The organism is Hydrotalea flava, assembly GCF_001623405.1.
Taxonomy (GTDB): domain Bacteria; phylum Bacteroidota; class Bacteroidia; order Chitinophagales; family Chitinophagaceae; genus Hydrotalea; species Hydrotalea flava.
This window is the reverse complement of record NZ_LUHG01000082.1, coordinates 1-25482: the sequence shown is the minus strand read 5'-3', so window position 1 is coordinate 25482 and position 25482 is coordinate 1. Positions and strand designations below refer to the sequence as shown.

The 25482-nt window shown below is 36.5% G+C and carries 26 protein-coding genes; 8 read left to right on the top strand and 18 right to left on the bottom strand.

All coding sequences use genetic code 11. The annotated features are described in order from the left end of the window. Positions 1-30 precede the first annotated feature (30 nt). From A0F92_RS09315 to A0F92_RS09305, 3 genes are all read left to right on the top strand, one after another. Positions 31-897 carry a TraB/GumN family protein gene (locus A0F92_RS09315; protein WP_068244738.1) on the top strand — a complete coding sequence of 289 codons (867 nt, stop codon included), beginning with the start codon at positions 31-33 and terminating at the stop codon, positions 895-897. Positions 898-996: 99 nt separating this feature from the next. Beyond that, on the top strand, positions 997-2520 hold the full coding sequence (locus tag A0F92_RS09310) for a serine hydrolase (RefSeq protein WP_068244735.1): 1524 nt from the start codon (positions 997-999) through the stop codon (positions 2518-2520). A 71-nt stretch (positions 2521-2591) separates the two neighbouring features. After that, complete coding sequence (locus A0F92_RS09305) at positions 2592-3884, top strand: amidohydrolase (RefSeq protein WP_068244732.1); 1293 nt, start codon at positions 2592-2594, stop codon at positions 3882-3884. A 108-nt stretch (positions 3885-3992) separates the two neighbouring features. Here the strand turns inward: A0F92_RS09305 and A0F92_RS09300 are convergent, their stop codons facing one another. From A0F92_RS09300 to A0F92_RS09280, 5 genes are all read right to left on the bottom strand, one after another. After that, positions 3993-4661 carry a YggS family pyridoxal phosphate-dependent enzyme gene (locus A0F92_RS09300; RefSeq protein ID WP_068244730.1) on the bottom strand — a complete coding sequence of 223 codons (669 nt, stop codon included), beginning with the start codon at positions 4659-4661 and terminating at the stop codon, positions 3993-3995. A 9-nt stretch (positions 4662-4670) separates the two neighbouring features. Further along, a complete protein-coding gene (locus tag A0F92_RS09295) occupies positions 4671-5795 on the bottom strand; it encodes a hypothetical protein (protein ID WP_068244727.1) in 1125 nt (374 codons plus the stop codon). Between the two features lie 104 nt (positions 5796-5899). Beyond that, positions 5900-7054: an acyl-CoA dehydrogenase gene (locus A0F92_RS09290; protein WP_068244724.1), complete on the bottom strand. Its 1155-nt coding sequence runs from the start codon at positions 7052-7054 to the stop codon at positions 5900-5902. Between the two features lie 82 nt (positions 7055-7136). Beyond that, positions 7137-7949: an N-acetylmuramoyl-L-alanine amidase gene (locus A0F92_RS09285; protein WP_068244721.1), complete on the bottom strand. Its 813-nt coding sequence runs from the start codon at positions 7947-7949 to the stop codon at positions 7137-7139. Between the two features lie 6 nt (positions 7950-7955). Beyond that, on the bottom strand, positions 7956-9032 hold the full coding sequence (locus A0F92_RS09280; RefSeq protein ID WP_068244718.1) for a 3-oxoacyl-ACP synthase III family protein: 1077 nt from the start codon (positions 9030-9032) through the stop codon (positions 7956-7958). Positions 9033-9135: 103 nt separating this feature from the next. On the opposite strand from A0F92_RS09280, the gene A0F92_RS09275 reads away from it, so the two are divergent. Next, positions 9136-9741, top strand: coding sequence for an HD domain-containing protein (locus A0F92_RS09275; protein ID WP_068244715.1), 606 nt, complete (start codon positions 9136-9138; stop codon positions 9739-9741). A gap of 12 nt (positions 9742-9753) precedes the next feature. On the opposite strand, the gene bshB1 is transcribed toward A0F92_RS09275, so the two are convergent. The 5 genes from bshB1 to A0F92_RS09250 form a co-directional block, all read right to left on the bottom strand. Further along, positions 9754-10488, bottom strand: a complete 735-nt coding sequence (bshB1, locus tag A0F92_RS09270; protein ID WP_068244712.1) for a bacillithiol biosynthesis deacetylase BshB1 — start codon at positions 10486-10488, stop codon at positions 9754-9756. A gap of 163 nt (positions 10489-10651) precedes the next feature. Next, positions 10652-10903, bottom strand: a complete 252-nt coding sequence (locus A0F92_RS09265) for a type B 50S ribosomal protein L31 (protein ID WP_068244709.1) — start codon at positions 10901-10903, stop codon at positions 10652-10654. Positions 10904-11093: 190 nt separating this feature from the next. Then, positions 11094-11585: a YajQ family cyclic di-GMP-binding protein gene (locus A0F92_RS09260; RefSeq protein WP_068244706.1), complete on the bottom strand. Its 492-nt coding sequence runs from the start codon at positions 11583-11585 to the stop codon at positions 11094-11096. Positions 11586-11656: 71 nt separating this feature from the next. Beyond that, the gene (locus A0F92_RS09255) at positions 11657-12718 is read right to left on the bottom strand and encodes a phosphotransferase enzyme family protein (RefSeq protein WP_167516984.1); all 1062 of its coding nucleotides are present in this window, start codon (positions 12716-12718) and stop codon (positions 11657-11659) included. After that, positions 12675-13976, bottom strand: coding sequence for an NAD(P)/FAD-dependent oxidoreductase (locus tag A0F92_RS09250; protein WP_068244703.1), 1302 nt, complete (start codon positions 13974-13976; stop codon positions 12675-12677). The genes A0F92_RS09255 and A0F92_RS09250 overlap by 44 nt, the downstream gene beginning before the upstream one ends. Positions 13977-14186: 210 nt before the next feature. Here A0F92_RS09250 and A0F92_RS09245 point away from each other — a divergent pair, with 210 nt between their 5' ends. Beyond that, a complete protein-coding gene (locus A0F92_RS09245; protein ID WP_253810323.1) occupies positions 14187-15221 on the top strand; it encodes a N(4)-(beta-N-acetylglucosaminyl)-L-asparaginase in 1035 nt (344 codons plus the stop codon). Then, positions 15222-15944 (top strand): copper homeostasis protein CutC, encoded by a 723-nt coding sequence (locus A0F92_RS09240; RefSeq protein WP_068244699.1) that lies wholly within the window; start codon positions 15222-15224, stop codon positions 15942-15944. A gap of 10 nt (positions 15945-15954) precedes the next feature. Here A0F92_RS09240 and A0F92_RS09235 read toward each other — a convergent pair whose 3' ends face one another. After that, positions 15955-17145 carry a carboxypeptidase-like regulatory domain-containing protein gene (locus A0F92_RS09235; RefSeq protein WP_068244696.1) on the bottom strand — a complete coding sequence of 397 codons (1191 nt, stop codon included), beginning with the start codon at positions 17143-17145 and terminating at the stop codon, positions 15955-15957. A gap of 94 nt (positions 17146-17239) precedes the next feature. Next, entirely contained in the window at positions 17240-18484 is a 1245-nt protein-coding gene (serA, locus tag A0F92_RS09230; protein WP_068244693.1) for a phosphoglycerate dehydrogenase, read from the bottom strand. Positions 18485-18603: 119 nt separating this feature from the next. Between serA and A0F92_RS09225 the strand changes: the two genes are divergently transcribed. Together A0F92_RS09225 and A0F92_RS09220 are read left to right on the top strand one after the other, a co-directional pair. Continuing rightward, the gene (locus tag A0F92_RS09225; RefSeq protein ID WP_068244690.1) at positions 18604-19827 is read left to right on the top strand and encodes a serine hydrolase domain-containing protein; all 1224 of its coding nucleotides are present in this window, start codon (positions 18604-18606) and stop codon (positions 19825-19827) included. 97 nt (positions 19828-19924) lie between these two features. Next, a complete protein-coding gene (locus A0F92_RS09220) occupies positions 19925-20947 on the top strand; it encodes a PorP/SprF family type IX secretion system membrane protein (protein ID WP_068244684.1) in 1023 nt (340 codons plus the stop codon). Between the two features lie 20 nt (positions 20948-20967). Here the strand turns inward: A0F92_RS09220 and A0F92_RS09215 are convergent, their stop codons facing one another. From A0F92_RS09215 to A0F92_RS09200, 6 genes are all read right to left on the bottom strand, one after another. Then, positions 20968-22803, bottom strand: coding sequence for a M56 family metallopeptidase (locus A0F92_RS09215; RefSeq protein WP_167516982.1), 1836 nt, complete (start codon positions 22801-22803; stop codon positions 20968-20970). A gap of 5 nt (positions 22804-22808) precedes the next feature. Further along, entirely contained in the window at positions 22809-23186 is a 378-nt protein-coding gene (locus A0F92_RS09210; RefSeq protein WP_068244679.1) for a BlaI/MecI/CopY family transcriptional regulator, read from the bottom strand. Between the two features lie 167 nt (positions 23187-23353). Then, positions 23354-23497 carry a hypothetical protein gene (locus A0F92_RS15825; RefSeq protein ID WP_253810321.1) on the bottom strand — a complete coding sequence of 48 codons (144 nt, stop codon included), beginning with the start codon at positions 23495-23497 and terminating at the stop codon, positions 23354-23356. A 10-nt stretch (positions 23498-23507) separates the two neighbouring features. Continuing rightward, positions 23508-23711, bottom strand: a complete 204-nt coding sequence (locus tag A0F92_RS15820) for a sterol desaturase family protein (RefSeq protein WP_253810319.1) — start codon at positions 23709-23711, stop codon at positions 23508-23510. Positions 23712-23941: 230 nt separating this feature from the next. After that, positions 23942-24259 (bottom strand): hypothetical protein, encoded by a 318-nt coding sequence (locus tag A0F92_RS15815; protein ID WP_253810318.1) that lies wholly within the window; start codon positions 24257-24259, stop codon positions 23942-23944. Positions 24260-24355: 96 nt separating this feature from the next. Beyond that, a partial coding sequence (locus A0F92_RS09200) for a sodium/proton-translocating pyrophosphatase (RefSeq protein ID WP_167516981.1) occupies positions 24356-25482 on the bottom strand: 1127 nt, incomplete at its 5' end.

Below are 25482 nucleotides of genomic sequence, written 5' to 3'. Positions count from 1 at the left end.
TGTATTGCTTCTTCATCAAAAAACTATTACATGAATACAAAATGGAAATATTACCTCTTTTTATTTTTATTACCGTTGCTATTACAGTCACAAGAGCCGCAACAACAATCATTGCTCTGGCGCATATCAGGCAATCATCTTCCAGCCAATGCCTATATCTTCGGTACCTTCCACTTATTATGCCCTAATGAATTTATACTTCCAGATACCATTTCCAGCATCATTCAAAAAGTTGATACCGTTTATTTTGAAATTAAATTAGACGACCCTTCTCTATTTAATAACATGATGCAGGAAATGACCATGCAAAACAATCAAACACTTAAAAATTTTGTATCCACGCCTGCTTATGATTCTATGAATCATATTTTTCAAGAGAAAACAAATATTAATCTCAGTTTTTTTCAATTTTATAAACCCATTCTAATTACTTCGTTCTTATATCCTGCATTAATGGGCTGCACTCCCATTTCTTTAGAAACTTCTATTCAAAAAATTGCAGAACAGCATCATATTCCAATTGAGGGTTTAGAAACAGCCGGTTTTCAATTTAAAATATTGGATGACATACCTTACCAACAACAAGCCAATATGTTAAAAGAAACGCTGCTGCATTTCAATCGGTCGAAAATAGAACTTAAAAATATGGTGGCAATGTACAAACGTATGAACATAGATAGCATTCAACAAAGTCTGACCACTGAGGATGATTTACTACAATACCAAAATGAACTGGTGGTTCAGCGCAATAAAAATTGGGTAACCAAATTAACACAATTAATGCAAGCAACTTCCTGTTTTATAGCTGTTGGTGCCGGACATTTAGGTGGAAATGAAGGATTAATTGCATTATTCCGTAAACAAGGTTACACTGTTATGCCAATATTGTTCCAATAATAATAGATGATATGATAACTGATGAAAACGAATATTTTTAAAGCAATTTGAAACAGTTCACTTTGCATGTAGTACCTTCCACTCTATATTTTAATTTTTATGAGAAAATTGATCAGCTTTCTAAGTTTCATTTTGCTTTGTACCGGCACTACCAAGCTAAATGCGCAACCTACTTTTATTAAAGATAGTTTAAATACCTACATTGAGCAGGGCATGCAGGACTGGAATATTCCCGGTTTAGCCATTGCTATTATAAAAGATGGCAAAATAATAGTAATGAAAGGCTTTGGCGTAAGAGATGTTACAACAAAAGCGCCTGTTGATGAAAACACGCTTTTTATGATAGCCAGTAATTCAAAATTATTTACAGCTACCTCTCTTGCACAATTGGCTTATGATCATCAGCTTTCTTTAAATGATAAGATTATAAAATATTTTCCCGATTTTCAATTGTATGATTCTGCCGTAACCAAAATGGTAACCATTCATGATATGCTATCGCATCATTTGGGTACCAAAACATTTCAGGGCGATTTTTCTTTTTGGGACAGCAAAAATTCGCGGCATGAAATCATGTACAAAATGCGCTATTTAAAACCATCGGGTACTTTCAGGCAGGATTTTGGTTATTGCAATAGCTGCTTTTTAACTGCAGGTGAAATTATACCGAAAGTTACCGGAAAACCCTGGGAAGTTTATGTATACGATAGTTTAATACAACCATTAGGAATGGAGCATACACAAACCTTAGGCTATGGTATCAGCAGAATGCCCAACGCTGCCAAGCCACATACCACTGCATTCTCGGGCAAACTACAACTGCTCCCCTACGATCAGGTAGATAATTTAGGCCCGGCAGGAAGTTTGTTAAGTTGTGTTTCCGACCTTTCCAAATGGCTGATGATGCAATTAGACAGTGGCAGGTATAATGGCAAAAGAATTATTCCCTGGGAAGTTCTAAGAACAACCCGAGATATGGCTACCATCATCTCCAGCCGTAAAAGAGGTGAGTCACATTTTAGTGGTTATGGACTCGGTATATTCGAAACTGATTACCATGGCAAACAGGTTTTCTGGCATACCGGTGGGGCATTTGGATTTGTAACCAATACCTGTTTTGTTCCCGAAGAAAATCTGGGTATCACCATTCTTACCAATCAGGATAATCAGGATTTTTTTGAATTACTACGCTATCAAATTTTAAATGCCTATTTAAAATTACCTTTTGAAAATTTAAGTAAAACAGTATTGCCCGGATTTTTAGATGAAGAAACAAGAGCAATAAAAAAGATAGATGGATGGAAAGATCGAATTAAAGGCAATACACCACCGTTACCTTTAAAATCCTATACAGGTCAATATGAAAATACATTATATGGAACGATCACTATTTCTGAAGAAAAAAATAATCCAGGCAATTTATTGATCAAATTCAACAGCCATCAAAACTTAATGGCAACACTGCAATATTTGGATAATGATGAATGGCTGCTCACTTATAACAACCCGGCTTTTGGCGTTTTTACTACTTCCTTTTTAACCAAAAATAATACCGTAACAGGCATTCCAATTAAAGCCAGCGATTTTGTTGAATTTGATCCCTATCTGTTTATAAAAAAATAATGTAACCAGCAGTAAGTAATTTTATACCAAGCAATCATTACATTTGAATACCAACCATCAAAACGAACATTATGAAAGTTGCCAAACTACTGTTTTTACTAATGCTGCCTTCACTGGCATTTGCGCAAAATGAAACAAATACCATTAATACTTATGCAAATGCTGTAAATGATTCGGTAATTACCTGGCGAAGACATTTCCATCAATTCCCTGAGTTATCGAACAGAGAATACAATACAGGCGCCTACATTGCAGCTTATTTAAAAAAATTAGGATTAAATGTACAATATCCTGTTGCTAAAACCGGTGTAGTGGCCATCTTAAAAGGCGGCAAGCCTGGCCCCGTTGTAGCTTTAAGGGCCGATATAGATGCACTACCTGTTGTTGAACGCGTTCAATTACCATTTGCCAGTAAAGTTACCGGAGAATATGAAGGCAATAAAGTGGGCGTAATGCATGCCTGTGGGCATGATTCTCATATTGCTATTTTAATGGGAACGGCTACAGTGCTTACAAAAATGAGAAATGAAGTACCCGGTACCGTTGTTTTCATATTTCAACCTGCCGAAGAAGGCCCTCCCGGTAATGAAGAAGGTGGTGCACCTTTAATGATTAAAGAAGGGGTAATGGACCATCCGAAAGTAGATGCTATTTTTGGTTTACACATCAATTCTCAAACCGAAATCGGAAAAATAAAATATAAATCCGGAGCTACCATGGCTTCCAGCGATTGGTTTACCGTAAAAGTAAAAGGTAAATCTTCGCATGGCTCGCAACCCTGGAGCGGAATTGATCCTATTGTAATAGCTGCACAAATTATTCAGAGTTTTCAAACCATTGTAAGCAGACAGGAAGAATTAACCAAAGCACCTGTTGTAATTACTGTTGGTAAAATTAATAGTGGAGTGCGCAGCAACATTATTCCGGAAACATTAACAATGGAAGGCACCATTAGAACATTAGACAGTAAAATGCAGAAAGATGTGCATGAAAGAATGATACGCACGGCAGAAAAAATTGCAGAAGCATCCGGTGCAACTGCAACAGTTTCTATTGATACAAAAACAGAAGTTACTTACAATAACCCCGAATTAGTGAAAGCAACTTTACCGGCATTAGAACTGGCTGCAGGGAAAAATAATGTATCAGAATCTGACTGGACTACCGGAGCCGAGGATTTTTCTTTTTATGGTGATAAAGCGCCTGCATTCTTTTTCTTTTTAGGTGGAATGCCCAAGGGAATGGACCCTGCAAAAGCGCCACCACATCATACTCCGGATTTCTATATTGATGACAGTATGTTGTCTGTAGGTGTAAAAGCTTTTTGTAATATCGTTTTTCAATATACAAAAACACATCCTTAAGATAAAATTGGATTGAAATTTTAAAAGAATACTGCTCAAAAATTATCTGGTTTTGTTTTGATAAATATCAATTCAAAACCAGATTCCATTATACGAAATTAAGAATGATTATGACCTGCTGCCAAATAATAAACTGCCAATACGTACCATATTGCTGCCACATGCAATGGCAATTTTATAATCGCTACTCATTCCCATAGAAAGAATGGTGAAATCTGATAGCTTTTGATATTTTTTTTTACAGCTTTCAAACAAATGCTTCAAATATTGAAACTCTGATTTAATTTGAGATTGATTTTCAGTAAAGCTTGCCATACCCATTAATCCCTTTAACCGAATATTTGAAAAAATACCTGATTGAACAGTTGATAGTATTTCGGTTAGTTCCTCCGCATTCAATCCAAACTTTGTTTCTTCTTTTGCAATATAAACTTGTAACAAACAATCAATAACCCGGTTACATTTTAGCCCTTGTTTATTAATTTCAGCCAGTAAAGACAAACTATCTACCCCATGAATTAAATAAACAAAAGGTGCAATGTATTTTACTTTGTTTTTTTGTAAATGACCAATAAAATGCCATTGAATATCTGTAGGTAATAATGCAGCTTTATCTATCAACTCCTGAACATAATTTTCACCAAAATCTCTTTGACCGGCGTTGTATAAAGCTACAATATCTTCAACCGGTTTGGTTTTGCTAACCGCAATTAAAGTAGTGTTGGTTACATTTAATTCCTGTAAAATTTGCTGATATACTTCTATTGCTGCTGCCATAGTGCAAATTTAAGGATGAGCCTGATTGTATTGTTGTTGCAACAAAAGATATTCTAATAACAAAACAATATTGTATGCTGGTGAATAATAATTAAACTGTCCAATATTCAGTTTTTCAAATATCATTTTAAAAGGATTGGGTAAAATAGAACCCATATTGGCCTTAAAAAATACAAATTGATTATTCTTAAAAAAGTTTTGGATTTGAGGTACACCCATTTTTAAGGGAGAATTTATATTTTCACTCCATCTTAATAAAGCGGTTGCAACAATTATTTTATCAAAATAATTAGTAGATGAATTTGATAAAATTTGATGCGCTGTTTGCATGAGTACAGGTTTAGATTCGTCCAGCAAATCAAAACCAGACAAACTCATTAAACGGGCCAAATGATACAAAATTACCGGGGTTCTTTGATAATGTGGGGATATGATCGCACTGCTGTTTAAAATGTATTTTTTTTCAATACTTATTTTTAAAAGACCCACCGAGGCACTATCTGCTTTTGTGAAAGGTAAATGATAGGCCTGAACAAAATAGAGTATATTGGCCAAAACACATACATCAAAATCAATGGGCATTTTTTTCCCAAACCATGTAGAATATGCCCGTAATTTTTTAAGTGGCTTCTTTGTATTGCGAATTATTTTACCATTTAAATGATTGGTATATTGTTGCATCAGTAAATGTACTGCACTGGCAGAGATGCTATCTGTGCCTAAAGCCAACAAGTCAATTACCGTATCATCCATATCATCGGGAAGCGCCATAGATCGGTTCATCAGATTTAACCAACCACCATTTGGAAATACTACAGAAGGATGGGTTGCCCAGAAATTATAAGTATTTCTTCCCTTTTTATTTTTAAATTTTTTGAAAGCAGACTTTGCACGTTCGATGATGGAATCAATTAAAATTTTATCGGCACTGTCTGCTAAAGGATATAATTGTTTTAGTGTGAATACAATGAGTCCCGTAAAAAATATATTATCATCTGGTTTAGATGTATTGTACCGGTATGTTCTGTATGATGGAAATGTGCCTGTTGTAAAAAACTTAGCAGACTGTACCTGTTGTTGAGCTAATAAATGAATCAGCATGTGAGCGCTAATCGTATCAGTTGATGCAGCCATCAACCCGGTTGGCAAATGGCTGCAAAAAAAGATAAATAGTATGAAGCTGATTTTTTTCATTGCAGTTATATAAACTTACTCAAATAACTGCAAAACGGATTTGCTTATTTTAAAATATTTCTGCTAATTACAATCCGCTGCACCTCACTGGTACCTTCATAAATTTGGGTAATTTTTGCATCACGCATCAATCGTTCAACATGGTATTCTTTCACGTAACCGTATCCACCATGAATTTGAACCGCCTCAACAGTAATCCACATGGCCGTTTCACTCGCATATACTTTGGCCATTGAGCTGCTAATGTCATAATTCATTCCATGGTCTTTTTCCCAGGCAGCTTTTAAACAAAGCAAACGGGCAGCATCAATACGGGTGGCCATGTCAGCAAGTTTAAATTGAATGGCCTGATGTTTGGCAATTTCTTTTCCAAAAGCTTTTCTTTGTTTGGCATATTGCAATGCCAGTTCATAAGCCCCACTTGCAATACCCAATGCCTGAGAGGCAATGCCAATTCTGCCACCTGCCAGTGTTTTCATGGCAAACTTAAATCCAAAGCCATCTTCCCCAATTCTATTGGCTTTAGGCACTTTTACATCATTAAACAAAATACTATGTGTATCGCTGCCTCTAATACCCAGTTTATTTTCTTTGGCACCAACTGTAACACCTGGCCAGTTTTTTTCAACAATAAATGTATTGATACCATGCGCACCTTTTTCAGGATGTGTTTGAGCCATTACTAAGTAAACGCTGGCACTTGAACCATTGGTAATCCAATTTTTTGTACCATTCAATAAATAGTAATCACCCATATCTTCAGCAGTTGTTTGCTGTGAGGTAGCATCACTGCCCGCTTCCGGTTCACTTAATAAAAATGCGCCAATATAGAGTTCACCATCTTTTTTCCCCTGTGCAAGCGGTGTGAGGTATTGTTGTTTTTGGGCTTCTGTACCAAATTCCTGTAAACCATAACATACTAAGCTGTTGTTTACACTCATACACACACTGGTACTGGCATCAATTTTACTAATTTCTTCCATAGCCAAAACATAACTAATGGTATCCATTCCTGCACCGCCATATTCTGGTTTCACCATCATGCCCATAAAACCTAAATCGGCCAACTGTTCTATTTGTTCTTTCGGAAACTTTTGGTGTTCATCGCGTTCAATTACACCTGGTAAACAATAGTTTTTGGCAAAATCACGAGCAGCTTTTTGAATCATCAAATGTTCTTCACTCAACTTAAAATCCATAGCGTTTAATTTAATGCACACAAAAATAAGCTAACGATTGTTAGTAGCCATTATTTGTACAAAGGAATTTTATTTTCAATTGCTACATATACTTTTTTTGAAGATTGTAAAGTACCAATCTTGCCGGTGCGGTCATGCCGGGTGTTGTATCCTGCAGAAAATGACGTTTAAAAGCAATAATGGCTGCAGCAGTATCTTTTACATTATACCCAATAATCCTCAATGCCGTTAAGGTATTAAATGCATTGGGTATAGTGTCAGTAATCATTGCATCATACCAATTGCCAAAACCATGTTGCGCCAATAATTGCCATGGAAAACGGTAGTTGGGATCGTTTTTACGTGTGGGTGCAATATCGCCATGCCCAATAAAATTGGGTGTTGGGATGTGATATGTTTGTTTTAAACGGCTTAACAAACTTAACAAACTGTTGATTTGTGTACTGTCAAATGGCTCAAAGCCATTGTTATCTAATTCAATTCCAATGGACGATGAATTGATGTCTTTATCATTTCCCCAGCTGCTTACTCCTGCCTGCCAGGCTCTTAAATAATCGTTCAACATATGGTATACTGTTCCATCTTTACATATTACATAATGTGCACTAACCTGTGTTGCAGGTTTGGTAAAGGTTTTAAGTGTTGCAGGACAGCTATTTTGTGCGGTATGATGTATAATAACGTAATTGGGTTTACGTAAATTAAAGTTGGTGGTTCCAACAAAATAAGGTGGCTGTTGAATGGTATCATTTGCAGGAACTGCAGGAATTATTTTTAGCTGTCGGCTAAAACGAGATACTTCTTTTTTATAGGTTCTGTTGGTTGACTGATAAGAATTGCGGGAACAAGCACAGATACCAACCATAAAAGTGCAAAGAATAAGATATTTTTTCATAACCAATTAATATTTATAACAAATAGCATTAATGTTCATTCCTGCACCTACAGAAGCAAAAAGAATGGTATCGCCCGGCTGAAGATGGTGATCCGGAATTTGCCCCTTCCGAACCCAATCTAATAATGTAGGAATTGTTGCAACAGAACTATTGCCTAATGTATGAATACTCATGGGCATAACACAGGGTGGTAATTCATGTATGCCATACAACTCATACAATTTTTTAACAATACCTTCATCCATTTTTTCATTGGCCTGATGGAGAAAAATCATTTTTAAAGTTTTGATATCAACTCCACTTTTATCTAAACAATCTTTCATAGCTGCGGACACATAACGCATGGCATATTCATACACTTTTCTTCCTTTCATTTTAATGAAACGAATACGTGGATCAGAATGCGGAAAATTAGATTTACCCATATATAAATAATCTAACTCTTCCAATGCATGCGACTGGACACTGTAAGATAAAATACCCACAGCTTCATCTGTTTCCTTTGCATTTACAATACAGGCTCCTGCCCCATCTGAAAATATCATACTATCCCTGTCATAAATATCAATTACTCTCGATAAGGTTTCCGCACCAATTACTAAACATGTTTTTGCAACACCTGCTTTTATAAATGCATCGGCCTGAATAATACCTTGCAGCCAACCCGGACAACCAAACACAATATCATAAGGAATACATTGTGCATTTTTAATTCCTAAACCGTGCTTTACTCTTGAAGCCAATGCAGGCATGGTATCTGTTTGTATGGTATGTTGAATAACATTACCGAAATTATGCGCCAGGATAATTTGATCGATGGATTCTTTGTTAATTCCGGCATCTGCAATAGCGGCAGTGGCTGCTGCAATAGCCATATCAACATTATTCATATTACCCGGTGCATAACGCCGTTCTTCAATCCCGGTAATATTTTTAAATTTTTCGGCAATAATATTAGATGGCAAAGCGATGGGTTGTCCATTTTCATCATAAAAATGGTTTACATAAAAATCTTTATTCGATTTTATTACCTCAGGTATATAACATCCCGTACCGGTAATTACTGTTCGTAATGCAGGCATTATAGTTGGTATAATAGTGAACTTTAAAAGTAAGGATAGTTCACACACAAAAGTACAGACCTTAAAAAATTATTCAGGATTGTATCTTTACCCAAAAAAATATATGTCATTACATTTAGGCAGAACTGTTTTTGGCAATCCGGCCAATCAGGATAATGTTTTAACAAAAGAAGATGCCATGCAACTAATGCAGGCTTGGGTATTGAATCCTAAACTGCAATTGCACATGTTGCAAGTAGCCCATTTAATGCAATGCTGGGCTGCAAAAATTGAACAACTGCCTGAAGCAACACAATGGAAATGGGAAATGGCGGGTTTATTGCATGATGCAGATTGGGATCAGTGGCCTGAACTGCATTGCAGCAAAATTATTGAAGAGTTAGAAATCAGAAATATTGATCCTGAAATTATACATGCCATTGCCTCACATGGGCCTGCACATTTTGGGGTAGTACCTGAAACCAGAATGGACAAAATGCTGTATGCATTTGATGAACTTTCCGGATTAATACATGCATATTCTTTAATGCGCCCCAATGGTTATGAAGGCATGGATGTAAAAGGCGTAAAAAAGCGATTAAAAGAAAAATCATTTGCAGCAAATGTTTCCAGAAAAGATATACAAGATGCATGCACCCGTGCCGGTGTACAGTTGGATGATCTGATTGCTTTTATTATTGCTAAACAACAAGCGGTTACGTTACCTTAATACTTTATTGTATTAGGTAACATTTTTCACAATAGCATCAAAAGAACGAATGCCCAATACTTTTTCGGAAATAAAGCCTTCGGCATATTCCACTCCTATTCTTTTACCCAGCATCATAGCTCTGGCTTTTACTGTTTCTAAAAATTGTGGTGAAGAAATATAGGTTTGCGGTTCGTTTAAGTTGATTTCAGGTTGATAAAACTGAGTTGTATAAGCAAGTACTGTCTCAATTTTTTTAGGCATATAAGCTGATATATCTATTACAAATGAAGGTTGAATAAACCGGTCTTGTATATAATGAAAAACATAAGTTGGGCGCCATTTTTCCTGTGGTATTTCATTATCTGTTGTTTCAATTTTTCGCAACCCTGCTAAAAATGCTGCATCAGCTACTAATTTTGCGCTTCGACCATGATCCGGATGACGATCTTCAGGTGCATTACATAAAATAATTTCGGGTTGATATTTTCTAATAACGGTAATTACTTTGCGCAGATGAGCTTCATCATGTTCAAAAAAACCATCGGCCATTTCTAAATTTTCTCTCACTAATACACCCATTATTTCTGCAGCTTTTGCAGATTCCTGCAAACGGGTTTCTGCCGTTCCGCGGGTACCTAATTCACCTTTTGTTAAATCTACAACACCTATTTTTTTCCCTTCTGCAGCTGCAGCCATAATGGTGCCTGAACAACCTAATTCCACATCATCGGGATGTACACCAAAAGCTAAAATATCTAATTTCATCTTTTACAATTTTATTCAAACGTTACAACTTTCAATCATTTCAACAGTATTCTATTTGAAAGGTTGCATATTTATTATAAATTTAAGCAAAGCTATTGTTCAATAAAACAAAAAACCCAGTCAGTTTAAAAGACCGGGTTCTTGCTCTATTCTCACGTGTAAATTAGCTTTTCTTCGCATATCTTTTCTTGAACTTATCAATACGGCCTGCAGTATCTACCAATACATTTTTGCCGGTATAAAACGGATGCGAAGTATTAGAAATTTCTAATTTAATTAATGGATATTCATTGCCATCTTCCCATGCAACAGTTTCTTTAGAAGCAGCAGTTGAACGACTTAAAAATGAGTACCCGTTACTCATATCTTTAAATACCACTAAGCGGTAACTTTCGGGATGGATACCTTTCTTCATAATGAATGATTTAGGTGGTACGGTTTGGCCGTACGATTATTAATTTTTTTTGAGGGTGCAAAAATAAGGGTTGGGTAAGTTTTTACCAAAATTAAGATGGTTGTTACACAATTTTTTAGCATTTAGATGAGTAAAACCTCCAACAAACCTCTATATTAAGCTATTAAACTATCAGAAAAACCAAATTTATTTAAGATTTCATGTTTTCAAACTGAAGTGGAACGCCAAAATCCTGCTCATTACACAATTTAATTACCGCCTGCAGGTCATCAATTTTTTTACCCGTAACACGAATAATGGTATCCATAATAGCCGCTTGTACTTTTAAACCGCTGTCTTTGATTGATTTTACAATTTTTTTGGCATTATCTTGCTTTAGGCCATTTTTTACGGCCACTTCTTTTTTGATCACTTTTCCGCTTGGATAAGCATCTTTTTCAAAATCAAAAGCATTGGCAGAAATACCTTGTTTCATGCCACGGCTAATTAAAATATCAATCACCTGCTTCATTTTCATATCGCTTTCCACTTCCAGCATAATTGTAAAATCTTTTTTATTAAGTTCAATGATTACCGGAGAATCTTTAAAATCGAAGCGCCCCTGAATTTCTTTTTTAACCGTATTGATGGTGTTATCCAATAATTGTAAATCTACTTTACTGGTTATATCAAATGAAGGCATAATAATTTTTTTACAAAGATAAAAATCTGCCGCAAATATTGATGATTTACATCTGGCAGAACATAAGTCAGTTATTCCATAAAATACTGCTTCGGTTTTGGAGTACTTATGTTTTGCATCTGAGCCAATAATTGTAATTGATTGGCAGTTCGCACTAAATTTTGCTCTGCATAACTACAGGCATAATAACAGTTATGTTGCAAATAATCTGTTAAGAACCGCAAGGCCTGCATATATGTCATTATCTGGCCGGAATACAACAAATGTTCTTTCTCAAAATCAGTCAACACATGCACCATTGCTGAAAGATACCCTTCGGTTACAGCTTGCAAAAAATCAGGTCTTACTTCAATAAATGTGATATCTTTTTCTTCTTCGCCAACCGGACTTAAATAGGTGCGCATCATATCACCCATATCACTGAAAAAAAATCCGGGCATTACTGTATCTAAATCAATTACCGCCACACCTTTTCCTGCTTCATTGAACAATACATTTGAAATTTTTGTATCATGATGCATGGTTCTTTGCAGGCAAGTATTTTTGTGAATGAAATAATTGAACTTTTCTATAATTTGTGTTTGTCCGGCAATTTGAGTGGCATATTTTTGAGCCTGCTTTTTTAACCCATCATCAGCCTGTTGCCAGGCTTGTTTAAATTGCCAATAGCGAAATGAAAGATGGTGAAAAAAAGGGATGGTAATTTGTAAATGATTGGTATTGAAATGTACCAATGCTGCGGTAAACTTTCCAAATTGCTGAGCAGCCTCAAATGCATCTTCCGACCTTGATAAGATTTCCTGGGTATGTGAACCTTGAATAAAAGGAAAAACCCGGTAAACAGTATTGTCAACAACCATCATTGTTTTCCCATCAACATTTGCAACCGGGCCAACAAATAAATAATCCGACGCTTCTTTAAAAAAATAGTCAGCAAGCATTTGCAGGTTTACATCCATTTTTTCCGGATGAGGAAAAACATGGGTATTGATTGCCTGCAAAATAAAATCACCAGTATTGGTAATCACTTTCCAGGTATGGTTAATGAGTCCGCCGGATATTGGTTGAACCTGAATATTTCCTGTCCAGTTATATTTCTGTTGAAGTTGTTGTAACAGATGAGTTGGTAACATGTATCGGATGCTTTGGCTTATAAAATTCTCTAAATATTAAACGAAGGTTAGGATCTTTTGTAAAATAATTGTAAATCCAGTTTATAAAAACCTGAATCCTGTTTTTTACACCTACTAATAGAAAGAGATGCAATCCCATCCATACCAACCAGGCTAAAAATCCACCAAAATGTAATTTGGGTTTTGGAATATCTACCACCGCTAAGTTTCTGCCAACTGTTGCCATACTTCCTTTGTCGTGATATTCATACGGTTGAGGATTGCCGGGGTGTAATAAATTTTTAGCCACTTGCAGCCCTTGTGTTATTGCTACATTCGCCACCTGTGGGTGGCCATGCGGATACAGTGGTGTTTCCATATAAGCTACATCGCCTACTGCATACATATCCGGTACACCAATTACTTCATTCAATCGATTTACTTTTATACGATTACCACGCACAATAAGGCTTTCGTCAAGCCCAGTGGGTACATTACCTTTAATACCTGCTGCCCAAATTAATGTATTAGAAGCAATACTGTTACCGTTGTTTAAAACTACTGTTTCGCCATCATAATCAAAAACAGATATTCCGGTTAACACATCCACTCCTAATTTTTTTAAATATTGCTCTGACTGAATCCTGCTTTTTTCAGACATGGCAGCCAGTGTATGTGCATTATTTTCAATCAGAAAAATTTTCATTAACGAAAAATCTAACTCAGGATAATCTTTCGGTAATATCAAATTGCGCATTTCGGCCAAAGCACCACACAATTCCACCCCCGTTGGCCCACCTCCCACAACAACTACCGTTAGCAATTTTGCCAAAATGGCTCTGTCTGTAATTTGAAGTGCTTCTTCTAAATTGTGCAGAAAACGATGACGCAATTGCAACGCCTCAACAGTACTCTTCATGGGCAATGCTGCTTCCTGAATTTTTTTATTGCCGAAAAAATTGGTGTCGGCCCCTGTAGCAATAATAAGTTTATCATAATGAAAATTACCAATATCTGTATGCACTTCTTTTAAATGCGTATCGACGGATAAAACGTTGGCCATCCGGATACGTATATTGTTACTGTTCTGAAACACTTTTCTGAGCGGAAAAGAAATATTACTGGCATCGAGGCCGGCAGTTGCTACCTGATAAAATAAAGGTTGAAACTGATGGTAATTGTATTTATCCAAAAGCAATAATTCAATCCCTTTTTGATTGTTGAGTGTTCGTGCAATTTTTAAACCTGCAAATCCTGCTCCAATGAGTACCACTTTCATAATGATTCCGTTTATGATGAATAATCAGTTGCTTTCCACACTCCGCTGCTTTTGTAAAGGTACACCTGTTTAAAAGGGTTCATTTACCTTTTCAGAAAAGAAAATCATGGAAACATTGCTGACATGCATCAATATCCCGATGATGATAGAACTGAATGTGTTATCTTTAAATCAACAAATTACTACTTCAGACAAACTAAATTTTTTATTGTGAAAAGAAGAAACTTTTTATCGCTGAGTTCTTTAGGATTGACTGCATTGGCTATGCCGAAAAACAGGCTGTCGGGCTTTGCCGGGCCGGTTAAAAAACCAATTGTTATTGCTACCTGGGATGCGGGTATTGCCGCCAATAAAGCCGCATGGCTTATTTTAAAAAATAACGGACGTGCATTGGATGCAGTTGAAAAAGGGGTAATGGTTACTGAATCATCCATCAATTGTTGTGTAGGGTTAGGTGCCAATCCTGACAGAGATGGCTATGTTACATTAGATGCCTCTATTATGGATGAAAATTTTAACTGCGGTGCGGTTGCCTGTTTGCAACGCATTAAGCATCCCATTTCAGTAGCCAGAAGGGTAATGGAGAAAACACCTCATGTTTTATTGGCTGGTGAAGGAGCCCAACAGTTTGCCATTGCCGAAGGCTTTATTTTGGAACCGGAGCAACTTAGCAATGAAGCCAAAAAAGCTTATGAAAACTGGCTGAAAAAAAGTGAATATAAACCTATTATCAACATTGAACGGAATGAAGGAAAAACTTCTTTTGTGCCCACTTCGGTTCCTGCAAAATTAGACACCGGACAATGGAATCATGATACCATTGCTATGTTGGCGTTAGACAGTGCCGGCAATTTAAGCGGTAGCTGTACCACCAGTGGTCAGGCCTTTAAAATGCATGGCCGTGTAGGCGATTCGCCGCTAATTGGTGCCGGCTTATTTGTGGATAACGAGGTAGGCGCTGCTGCTGCTACCGGCCAGGGGGAAGATATCATTAGAATTTGTGGTTCGCATACAGTGGTTGAACTGATGCGGCAAGGATGGCCGCCGGAACAAGCCTGTAAAATGGCGGTTGAAAGAATTGCAAAAATTAAAGGCAGTAAAGCAAAAGAAATTCAAATAGGTTTCGTAGCTCTGAATAAAAAAGGAGAATATGGCGGCTATTGTTTACAGAAAGGATTTAATTATGCAGTTTGTTTTGCAGATGATAAAAACTTTTTAGAAAACGCAAAATTTATATTACCATAAATGAAACTACTTGAAATAGCGGTTTTCTCAATTGAGTCTGCTATCGCTGCTTATAAAGCCGATGCCAATCGACTTGAATTATGTGAAAACTATGAAAATGGCGGCACTACTCCTTCCTATGGATATTTAAAAACGGTTCGACAAAAGATTGATCTGCCACTTTTCGTAATGATTTGCCCAAGAGCCGGAGATTTTGTGTACACTGATGCAGAGTTTGCAGCCATGAAGGCAGATGTTAAACTTTGCAAGCAAATGGGTTTTGATGGCATAGTATTTGGCATTTTAAAAACCGATGGTAGTATTGATATAGCAAGAACACAGCAATTAGTAGCGTTGGCTTACCCAATGGAAGTTACCTTTCACCGGGCATTTGATCGGTGCAAACAGCCATTGGAAGCCATGGAAAACATTATTCAATGTGGCTGTCAGCGTATTTTAACCAGTGGACAACAGCCCAATGCCTTATTGGGAAAAGCATTAATACAACAACTGATTGTAGCAGCGGCAGACAGAATTGTGATTGTGCCGGGAGGAGGTATTAGAAGCAGTAATTTGGAGGAGTTGCTTTTATTTACCGGAACAGATGAAGTGCATAGCAGTGCAAAAAAATTGGAACCATCGCCCATGCAATTTTGGGTAGATGCCATGCAGGACAAAAGCGAAAGAATAATGGTAGATACATCAGAAATTGCAGCATTAAAACAAATACTACAACAATGTTAACACATGCTAATTAATTTTTCAACCCATAATCATAAGGCATGGCAGTGGATAAGCCCATCCAGTTCCAATCACCAATTACCCAATAATCAGAAGATGGAAAAGAATATCCGGTATTGGCAATATAAACCGGGTTATCAGAGAAAATAATGTACGAATAGTTTTCTGCTAATGAGCTGGTAAATGGATTAAACCCATTGGATCTGTCAATCGGTTCCCATGCATCTGTTTTTTTATATTTTACCTCCATAATGTGCTGTGAGGCCAATAATACAGCAAGATTATCCTGATTCTTTTTCAGGAAATTAGATAACAAATTCTGTGCACCGGTTGCAGCAACATCAACAAACTTTTTCTTAACAATGGTATTTCCTTCTTTTAAAGATTGCATACCTGTTGTATTTTTTTTATTAGCAACAGCACTGGCATAACCGGATTCATTTTCAAAAATGCGTTGTATAAATTGAACAGTAAAACCATTTTGATGCAAACTGTCATTATACAGGCTTTTCCAAAAAGCAATCTGACTGGTTGGATAGTTTTGTTTTCTATTTTCTATCCATTTATTTCTAATATCTAAACTTTGTGAATGCAGCGGCTTAAATGCAATTGTGCCATCATACACCATGTCGCCATTTTTATTCATCTTAAAACTTTCCAAATTCATCAATAACATATAACCCAGCGCTTCATTACTCACCATGAGGGGCCCATCAGCCAGCACATCTAAAATTTGTGTAGAATCGTTCCATTTAAATTTCAATGCATCAGAATTCAAAATTTCACATTGAGCAGCATAGGCCGCATGGCCCATAAAAAAGTTTTGGAATAACTGAAACCACTCTTTCCCATTTGCAGAACCGGAACCTATCCATCCATTAAAACGGGCAGTATCCAACTGCGTCATTTCAAATCGGATTTGCGTTGGAATTTTTTGAGTGGTAATGTGATAAGTTAAGGTTTCAAAACCTGCTTTGGTAGCAATCAAATCAGCTTCAATACCTGTAATATTACCCAAATCAAACTGACCGGCACTATTGGTGATGGTAAGATAGGTTGACTGATTCACATAAATATATACACCACTAACCGGCTGATGTGTAACAGCATTGGTAACTATACCTTTAAGAGTATAGGCCAATGCATTTCGACTGCTTATACAACCTAAAATGATACAAACTACAATAGCAGCAATACGTTTCATAAAAAATGTTAAGTATAGAAGATGTTGATGCCTGCCAACAAGCCTGATTATCCGTTTGCTACCATCATCTGTTCGTCATATCGTGGTGATGATATTAGTACAACATTCTCACTTTAATGGTATCTTTTACCTCTTTTAATAATGCCGCAGCCTGATTAGATAATTTTTTATCTACATCCAATACTACATAACCAATGGCATCATTTGTTTTTAAATATTGGCCAACGATATTAATATGATGACTTGACAAGGCACTATTGATGGCACTTAGTACACCGGGTTTATTTCTGTGAATGTGTAAAATACGATGTGCACCATCTACAGGAGGCAAACTAATGGCAGGAACGGTATGTGAACCATTGGTAATGCCTCTTTCAAGATAATGAAACAATTTAACACTTACATCTTCACCAATATTTTCCTGCGCTTCTTCGGTGGAGCCACCAATATGTGGTGTTAGAATTACATTGGGTAACCCTTGCAATGGCGTTTCAAAATGATCGCCGCTTTTTTCAGGCTCCCATGGGAAAACATCAATGGCTGCTCCACCAACTGCATCGGCTTTTATTGCTTCTGCCAACGCTTTCAAATCAACCACTTCACCACGTGCATAATTAATTAAAATGGCACCCGGTTTAAAATTTTTAATGACCGCTTTTGTAATCAGATTTTTGGTTTGTGGTGTTTCCGGAACATGCAGTGTAATAATATCGGACATACCCACCAATTCTTTCATGCTTTTACAGGCAATGGCATTACCTAATGGCAACTTGTTTTCAATATCATAAAAACGAACTTTCATACCCATTGCTTCGGCCAAAACGCTTACCTGCGAACCAATATTTCCATAGCCAATAATACCCAATGTTTTACCCCGTAATTCAAAACTGCCCTTCGACTCTTTGAGCCAAATACCTTCATGAGCTGCTTTATTTTTATCCGGAATTCTTCTTATCAACATAATTGATAATGCAATTACCAATTCGGCCACACTTCTTGTATTGCTGTATGGCGCATTAAACACTACTACCCCATTATCGGTTGCTGCTTTCAGGTTTACCTGATTTACGCCAATACAAAAACATCCTATGGCCTGTAATTTTGTTGCAGCTTTTAATACATTTTCGGTAATTTTGGTTTTAGACCGAATGCCTAACAGATGTACATTTTTTACCGCATCTATTAATTGTTCTTCACTTAAAGCACCATTTAATTTTTTAACGTTTGCATACCCGCTTTGTTTAAAATATTGCACTGCTTTATCACTGATGTTTTCTAAAAGCAGTATGTTAATTTTTTCTTTGGGGTAACTGGTTGGGTTGGTTGTTTGCTTGCTCATGGCTGCTAAATTAAATCATATTCTCCAATTAATAGTTGATGCAAATTTTACTTTTGTTTTTGCTTAACGAAACTCGGCACATTATCCTTTATATTTGCGCCTTTTGAAACCATTGAGGCATGCACAAATTATTGGTACTTTCATCTCTGTTTACATTGTTGTTTTTATCCTGCAAATCGCAGAAAGAAAAAAATGCCATACAGCAAACTATTGCACCGGTTACTTTTCATTTCGATACACTGACCCCGCAACAGAAACAAGCCTATGCAGATGCCATTTATCCATTGTATAAAAAAGATTTATTAGATAAAGGTTTTAATGGCGCCATTTTAATGGCGAAGAACGGCGAAGTGGTTTTTGAAGATTACCATGGTTATTACAATTTTAAAACAAATGAAAAAATAACACCCGATGATCCTTTTCATTTGGCCTCAATTTCAAAAACTTATACTGCCATGACGCTTCTGCGATTATGGGAGCAAGGCAGAATTGAACTAACCGATACCCTACAAAAATTTTTCCCAAGTTTTCCTTATCGTAATATAACCGTAACTGATTTACTATCGCACCGAAGCGGGCTTCCCAATTATGTTTATTTCATGGATGAAAAGAAAGCAGTGGTTTCTTATGCAAGAAACAAAAGAGGGAAAAGAATTAAAATTGTACATCTGGTTCCTTCTGGGAATGAAGTAAAAGGCTTTCAAACCAATCAGGATGTATTAAACTATATGATTGCACATCAACCCGCTATCCTTTCCTTGCCCAATAAAAAATTTCATTACTGTAACACCAATTATGCACTACTGGCATTGATTATTGAAAAAATTACCAAAATGCCTTTTCCGCAATACATGAAAGACAGTGTGTTTAATGTTTTGGGCATGAAGCATACGTATGTATTCAGTATTGCAGATACCAATCGGTATATACCTTCTTATCAACCCAATAAAGCACCATTTAAATTAGAAAAATTAGATTGTATTTATGGTGATAAAAATGTGTACAGTACGGTAAGAGATATGCTTTTATGGGATAAAGCCTTGTATGAAGGCAGTTTTGTAAAACAACAAACACTCTCAATAGCATTTGAGCCAAAAAGCCTTGAAATTAAATCGAACCACAATTATGGTTTGGGATGGCGTATGTTGTTAGATGGCAGTAACGGCCCCATTATTTACCATAATGGCTGGTGGCATGGCAACAATACCGTATTTACCCGATTAATTAATGATACGGCCACTTTAATTATATTGGGAAATAAGTATAATCGAAACATTTACAGCGCTAGAAAAATGACTTCAGTTTTCTCCGGCCAGTCAGACACTTCCCGCATTGAAGAATAATTTGATGATTTAGATTATTTGTATTTGATTCTCATCAGATTATTGTTTTTCTGTAGATAGTTCCCTGAATTTATAATACATTCGGGTCTGAATAATAATGAAGCTTCGCCTATTCATTTTAGTAGTATTTCCTTTTTTCTTTGTTGCAACATCAGCACAACAAAGACCCTATTATACGCAATACATTTTAAACAATTTTATTATTAATCCGGCAGTTGCCGGAATTGAAAATTATACTGATGTAAAATTGAGTCACCGTATTCAATGGGAAGGTTTAACAGATGCACCTGTTACTACCTATTTCACCATTCAGGGGCCATTGCATAAAAGCAGCTTTCCTGAAAAAACTGCAACCGGCTACCATACCCCTGGCGAAAACCCTCGTGGCAATGCCTATTGGCGAAATTACACCAGCGCACCCGCCCATGCAGGCGTTGGTTTAACCATTCTGAACGACAAGTTCGGATCACTGAACCGTTTTGCTGCTTATGCTACTTATGCCTATCATGTAGGATTAACTCCTAACACCAATTTGTCTGCCGGAATATCAGCCGGCATTTCGCAACTCAGTTTAAATACGTCCAATCTCAATTTTGCTGTACCGGTTGATCCGGCAGTAGCCAATGCCAACACCATTAACCGGATAAAACCGGATATCAGTGCCGGTTTGTGGTTATATGCAGCCAATTATTTTTTGGGATTATCTGCACAGCAAATTATTCCCGACCAGATTTATTTTTCCAATCATCCGGTTGGTATTGTTCCGGGCAAATTGGTACCCCATTTGTTTTTTACCGCCGGCTATCGGTATAGCCTTTCTGACGATATCAGTGCACTTCCTTCCTTCCAAATCCGATATATTCAACCATTGCCATTGGGGATAGATGTGAATGTAAAATTGCAATACCAGGATTTATTGTGGGCAGGTACATCATTGCGTTATAAAAATGGATTTGCAGCCATGTTAGGCATCAATTTAAATCAATCTATAAATATTAGTTATTCATACGATTATACTACCTCAGCATTAGGAACTGTTAGTAGTGGTACCCATGAAATTTTAATTGGCTTTTTATTAAATAATCGTTATGCTGACTGGTGCCCCAGAAGACTGTGGTGAGCGATATTAAATTTTATCATTTAATTGAATGAAACAACATCACAAGCAGTATCATTCATGATGGGCAATGACTCTTCAAACCCATCAGATTGATTAGAAAACCAATACACATAATCCTCTTCAGGCATTTCATTATTAGCAGGATTCATAATCAGTAACATAAAATAGCCAGGCTCAAATTCTTTGCACCAATTGCTTTTTTGTACTTGAACCAAAAACACCTGACATGCAGAAGTATTTAAAATACAGGCATTTTCATCGAAAATGTATTGATGAGCCATAACGGGAATGAATTGATGTATGGATTGTAACTCAATCTGTTGCTGTTGCATTTGATACAAGAGTGCTTTCATCCACCATTTCAGATCAGTAGTCTTTATTAAATGCCGTTGATGCTGAATACTTGCGAAAAATTTCAGTGCATGCTGGTTTATATCATCTGCGGTAACCAATTTTAAAGTGGATTGTGAAGTAGTGAGGCTGAATAGATTAAAATGTGTTTTAGCACTATTTTGTTGGTTCGAATTTGAAGAAAGCAAATTTTTTGTTTGAATGAATGTAGTGCCTTCGGGCAATGTTGATTCTGCTTTATTTTCTGTTTGAACAACAGGCAAAGACTGGTCAATAATCAGGTTTGAAACAGGCACAGTTGCTTTAGGCAAATAGGAAGTTGCAGATTTTGAAACAGCAATCATTTTCTTGTCTGAATGTAGCTTTATTTTTTGTTTTTTGTATGTATAATGTACAGGCTCCATTGAAATTTTTAAGGGCTGAAGCATACTATTCTTATCAGCAACTGTATGAATAAATAGTTGATTTTGCTGCACCATCTCATTCGGATGCAATACCAATACAGGCTGCTTTAATTGCATGGTATACACAAATACAAACCCTGCCATCATGAAAACTAAAACAGACAGCCATTTAAATACCAAACGACCTGAATATACTGCATGCTTATTCGCATACAATATATGTTTAATTCGAAACAACAATTCACCCTTATGCTGCACAGCCGGCATCGACAAAATGGGCAAGGAATAATTTTGTGATATTCGGGCTAATTGCAACAGGGTTTCAGCATACAATAACGGTTCATACTTTTGTTGCAACACATATTCATCACAACAAATTTCTCTGCTGCGTTCCATTTCCTTCACCAATAATTTGGCAAAAGGATTAAACCAGATGATTGACTGTAACAGCTGCACTAAGATATTGATGAGATAATCATTCCGTTTAATGTGTGCCAATTCATGTAACAAAATTGCTTCAACCGCTGTAGTTGACAAATGTGTAATTCCTGCAATCGGCAATAAAATAAATGGTTTAAAAAATCCAATGGTCATGGGGCTTTTAATACCTGAAATTATAAAAAGTCGAATGGACTTTTTTAAATGCAGCCACTGTTTTTTTGTTTCAATAAACTTTATAAATTCTTCCGGTAACGGTTGCAATGTATTTGCTAATAAATTTTTATGCTGCCGAAAAATTAATGGCCATCTAATCAGTTGTACCACCAACCATACTAAATAGATTCCTGCTATTGCATTAAAAACATAATAAAAAATGGGTTCATTTGCTGCCTGGGTCACCCCATTTAAGGACTCAACAATAAAAACAGGCAGTATCAATGGTTGATTGGCAACCGGTTCAGCAATTGAAAGATAATGTATAAAAGAAAAAATAAAAAGCAGGAAAACACCTGCAATGGCTATTATCGCAACATTGTAATGCATTGCAACTTTGTTGGGAAATAATATTTTAAAGAGCACAAACAATAACCAGACAATACTACCCTGCAGTACATTCCAAATAATAGCTGCTCCTAAATTGGTAAAAATAGCAGGTAACATGCCCATTATTTTGCACTTTTCAAATTATCCAATAAAGTTTGTATTGCCTGTAATTCTTCTGCATTGGGCTTATTTGTACCCAAAGCCTGCATAACCAAAGCAGTTGCCGAACCCCCAAATAAACTGTGTATCATTTTTCCTACTAACTGTTGCTGGGTGTTTTCTTTGCTAACATTTGGCTGATAAATATGTGTCTTATTTTGATCATTTCGAATCACCAGTCCTTTCTCATACATAATTTGCATGAGTTTTAAAGTAGTAGTGTATCCGGAATCTTTGTGTAAACTAAGCACTTCATGCACTTCACGAACAGTGGCACTACCTTTTTGCCATAATATCTGCAAAATTTCTAGCTCACTTTCGGTAGGTTTTATTTTTTTCATATTTACTTGAGAATTTTGGGTGTAAAACAAACAATCCAACAAAATCTATTGAAATGATAGATTTATCACTAAAACTTGTTATACAATTTCACAATCATTGAAGTTGGTACGATTTCATTCGTAAGCAATTTACACAGCTTCTCTGTAAAAGAAAAGATAAAATAAGTTTAACGCTTTTTTTCGGCAGAAGCCTGCCTTTTACGCAATTCGCTGGTAATTTGGCTGCTCCCATCATGGCTCCAGCCGGGTGGACCAAATAAATATCCTATTAAATGCCGAATATGGTGTGATTTTAAAAAATCACCAGCCATTTTTATCCATTCAAAAAAAAGCAATTTTAATAGAACTAAATATATTTACATTTTTAGTAAGACCAAATTTGGGTGTGAAAATTTCTTCCTGAAAAGTGTCAAACAATCTGTACCAGATAATTAAAGTACCTGCATGATTTTTATCTAAATACAGAATATCACTGCCGTGGTGTACCCGATGGTGCCATGAGATATTAAAATAAACTCGAACCATTTTCAAAATTTTTGAACGGTTTGGGTATGAATCCAAAAATCCAAAATTGATATAGTAAACTAAGGGATAGCATCCGTAAAATCATGGCTGGATGAAATCCAATCAATGGCATTTCATTTATGACCAAAAAATAAAAGAACCTGCTAAATTACCTATCCATGTTTGCCGCAATGCGGCCCCGCCAAATTATACGTTTCAGAAGAATGATGTACCACTTGGCTTGCCCAAAATCAACGAACGGTATGTGCCATTCTGTGAAACCAGTAATAACTAAAATCGTCGGCAAAAAATAACAATACCCAAGCCCACCAGGCAGTGTATGGTATAGTGTAAATACGATGGGTATACAGCCAGGTGAAAAACAACAGAATAAATCCTTTAGTAAAAATACCGGTGAAAAAATTCCCTAATCCAAGCGCAATATTGGTGGCAGTATCTTTTACATGGTATAATTCTTTTTGTATGTGATAGGCATAAACCACTTCTACAATAATGAGGGAAACAAAAGCAGGTACGGCATGCAATAGTATATTAGGGGATTGCGGCATAAAATAGAATCAAATCAAACTCTAATATACAAATAAGCGGGCAAAAAAATCCTTTGGAACAAAGCGCCAAAGGATTTTTCAATCAACCGGGTAAATTTATTTCAGAAAAGCTTTATATTTTTCCATAACAGCTTCTGATTGCTCTTTGCCATTAATGAATATTTTGCTGTCACGAATTTCCAGTTTAAGATCATTCCCTTTTATCACGCCATCATTACGCAATTGTTGTAACAATGCATTCATGGAATTATTATTACCGGAAGAAAATGAATCATGTCCTGAAATGTTTTTAGTACTGTCAGAAACAGATATTTCTATGGTTTGTGCATGAATCTGACTCAAATCAGATTGATGCAGGTGTGCCAATGTAGGTGCAATCACCAAAGAAACAATGGACATCAATTTAATTAAAATATTCATTGACGGGCCTGAAGTATCTTTGAACGGATCACCAACTGTATCGCCGGTAACTGAAGCCTTATGAGGCTCAGATTTTTTATAATGCATTTTACCATTTATTTCAACTCCTTTTTCAAAAGATTTTTTAGCATTATCCCAAGCTCCACCTGCATTGTTCTGAAACATACCCATTAAAACACCACTTACAGTAGCACCCGCTAAAAATCCGCCTAAAGCTTCAGGTCCTAAAATAAACCCAATTAACAAAGGTGCAATAATAGTAATTGCTCCGGGCAACATCATTTTTTTAATGGATGCTTTGGTAGAAATGGCAACACATTTATCATATTCCGGCTTACCGGTTCCTTCCATAATGCCGGGAATATGCTTAAACTGACGACGAACCTCTTCTACCATAGCCATGGCAGCCTGACCCACCGCACGAATAGCTAAAGAAGAAAAAATAAATGGAATCATGCCGCCAACAAATAAACTGGCCAACACTTTTGCTTTATAAATATCAATACCATGCATTTCATAACCATTGTTGTTAATCACTCCAACATAGGCTGCAAACAAAGCCAGCGCAGTTAAAGCAGCCGAAGCAATCGCAAAACCTTTTCCGGTAGCTGCCGTTGTATTACCCACTGCATCCAACACATCTGTTTTTTCACGAACATCGCCAGGTAATTCGCTCATTTCGGCAATACCCCCTGCATTATCTGCAATTGGTCCAAAAGCATCAATGGCTAATTGCATAGCCGTAGTTGCCATCATGCCTGCAGCAGCAATGGCTACACCATATAAGCCCGCACAGGCATAAG

Excerpts from the sequence above, each read along its gene's own strand:
- A0F92_RS09315 (WP_068244738.1), top strand. The coding sequence starts at position 31 with ATGAATACAAAATGGAAATATTACCTCTTTTTATTTTTATTACCGTTG.
- A0F92_RS09310 (WP_068244735.1), top strand. The coding sequence starts at position 997 with ATGAGAAAATTGATCAGCTTTCTAAGTTTCATTTTGCTTTGTACCGGC.
- A0F92_RS09305 (WP_068244732.1), top strand. The coding sequence starts at position 2,592 with ATGAAAGTTGCCAAACTACTGTTTTTACTAATGCTGCCTTCACTGGCA.
- A0F92_RS09300 (WP_068244730.1), bottom strand. The coding sequence starts at position 4,661 with ATGGCAGCAGCAATAGAAGTATATCAGCAAATTTTACAGGAATTAAAT.
- A0F92_RS09295 (WP_068244727.1), bottom strand. The coding sequence starts at position 5,795 with ATGGCTGCATCAACTGATACGATTAGCGCTCACATGCTGATTCATTTA.
- A0F92_RS09290 (WP_068244724.1), bottom strand. The coding sequence starts at position 7,054 with ATGGATTTTAAGTTGAGTGAAGAACATTTGATGATTCAAAAAGCTGCT.
- A0F92_RS09285 (WP_068244721.1), bottom strand. The coding sequence starts at position 7,949 with ATGAAAAAATATCTTATTCTTTGCACTTTTATGGTTGGTATCTGTGCT.
- A0F92_RS09280 (WP_068244718.1), bottom strand. The coding sequence starts at position 9,032 with ATGCCTGCATTACGAACAGTAATTACCGGTACGGGATGTTATATACCT.
- A0F92_RS09275 (WP_068244715.1), top strand. The coding sequence starts at position 9,136 with ATGTCATTACATTTAGGCAGAACTGTTTTTGGCAATCCGGCCAATCAG.
- bshB1 (WP_068244712.1), bottom strand. The coding sequence starts at position 10,488 with ATGAAATTAGATATTTTAGCTTTTGGTGTACATCCCGATGATGTGGAA.
- A0F92_RS09265 (WP_068244709.1), bottom strand. The coding sequence starts at position 10,903 with ATGAAGAAAGGTATCCATCCCGAAAGTTACCGCTTAGTGGTATTTAAA.
- A0F92_RS09260 (WP_068244706.1), bottom strand. The coding sequence starts at position 11,585 with ATGCCTTCATTTGATATAACCAGTAAAGTAGATTTACAATTATTGGAT.
- A0F92_RS09255 (WP_167516984.1), bottom strand. The coding sequence starts at position 12,718 with ATGTTACCAACTCATCTGTTACAACAACTTCAACAGAAATATAACTGG.
- A0F92_RS09250 (WP_068244703.1), bottom strand. The coding sequence starts at position 13,976 with ATGAAAGTGGTACTCATTGGAGCAGGATTTGCAGGTTTAAAAATTGCA.
- A0F92_RS09240 (WP_068244699.1), top strand. The coding sequence starts at position 15,222 with ATGAAACTACTTGAAATAGCGGTTTTCTCAATTGAGTCTGCTATCGCT.
- A0F92_RS09235 (WP_068244696.1), bottom strand. The coding sequence starts at position 17,145 with ATGAAACGTATTGCTGCTATTGTAGTTTGTATCATTTTAGGTTGTATA.
- serA (WP_068244693.1), bottom strand. The coding sequence starts at position 18,484 with ATGAGCAAGCAAACAACCAACCCAACCAGTTACCCCAAAGAAAAAATT.
- A0F92_RS09225 (WP_068244690.1), top strand. The coding sequence starts at position 18,604 with ATGCACAAATTATTGGTACTTTCATCTCTGTTTACATTGTTGTTTTTA.
- A0F92_RS09220 (WP_068244684.1), top strand. The coding sequence starts at position 19,925 with ATGAAGCTTCGCCTATTCATTTTAGTAGTATTTCCTTTTTTCTTTGTT.
- A0F92_RS09215 (WP_167516982.1), bottom strand. The coding sequence starts at position 22,803 with ATGTTACCTGCTATTTTTACCAATTTAGGAGCAGCTATTATTTGGAAT.
- A0F92_RS09210 (WP_068244679.1), bottom strand. The coding sequence starts at position 23,186 with ATGAAAAAAATAAAACCTACCGAAAGTGAGCTAGAAATTTTGCAGATA.
- A0F92_RS15825 (WP_253810321.1), bottom strand. The coding sequence starts at position 23,497 with ATGGCTGGTGATTTTTTAAAATCACACCATATTCGGCATTTAATAGGA.
- A0F92_RS15820 (WP_253810319.1), bottom strand. The coding sequence starts at position 23,711 with ATGGTTCGAGTTTATTTTAATATCTCATGGCACCATCGGGTACACCAC.
- A0F92_RS15815 (WP_253810318.1), bottom strand. The coding sequence starts at position 24,259 with ATGCCGCAATCCCCTAATATACTATTGCATGCCGTACCTGCTTTTGTT.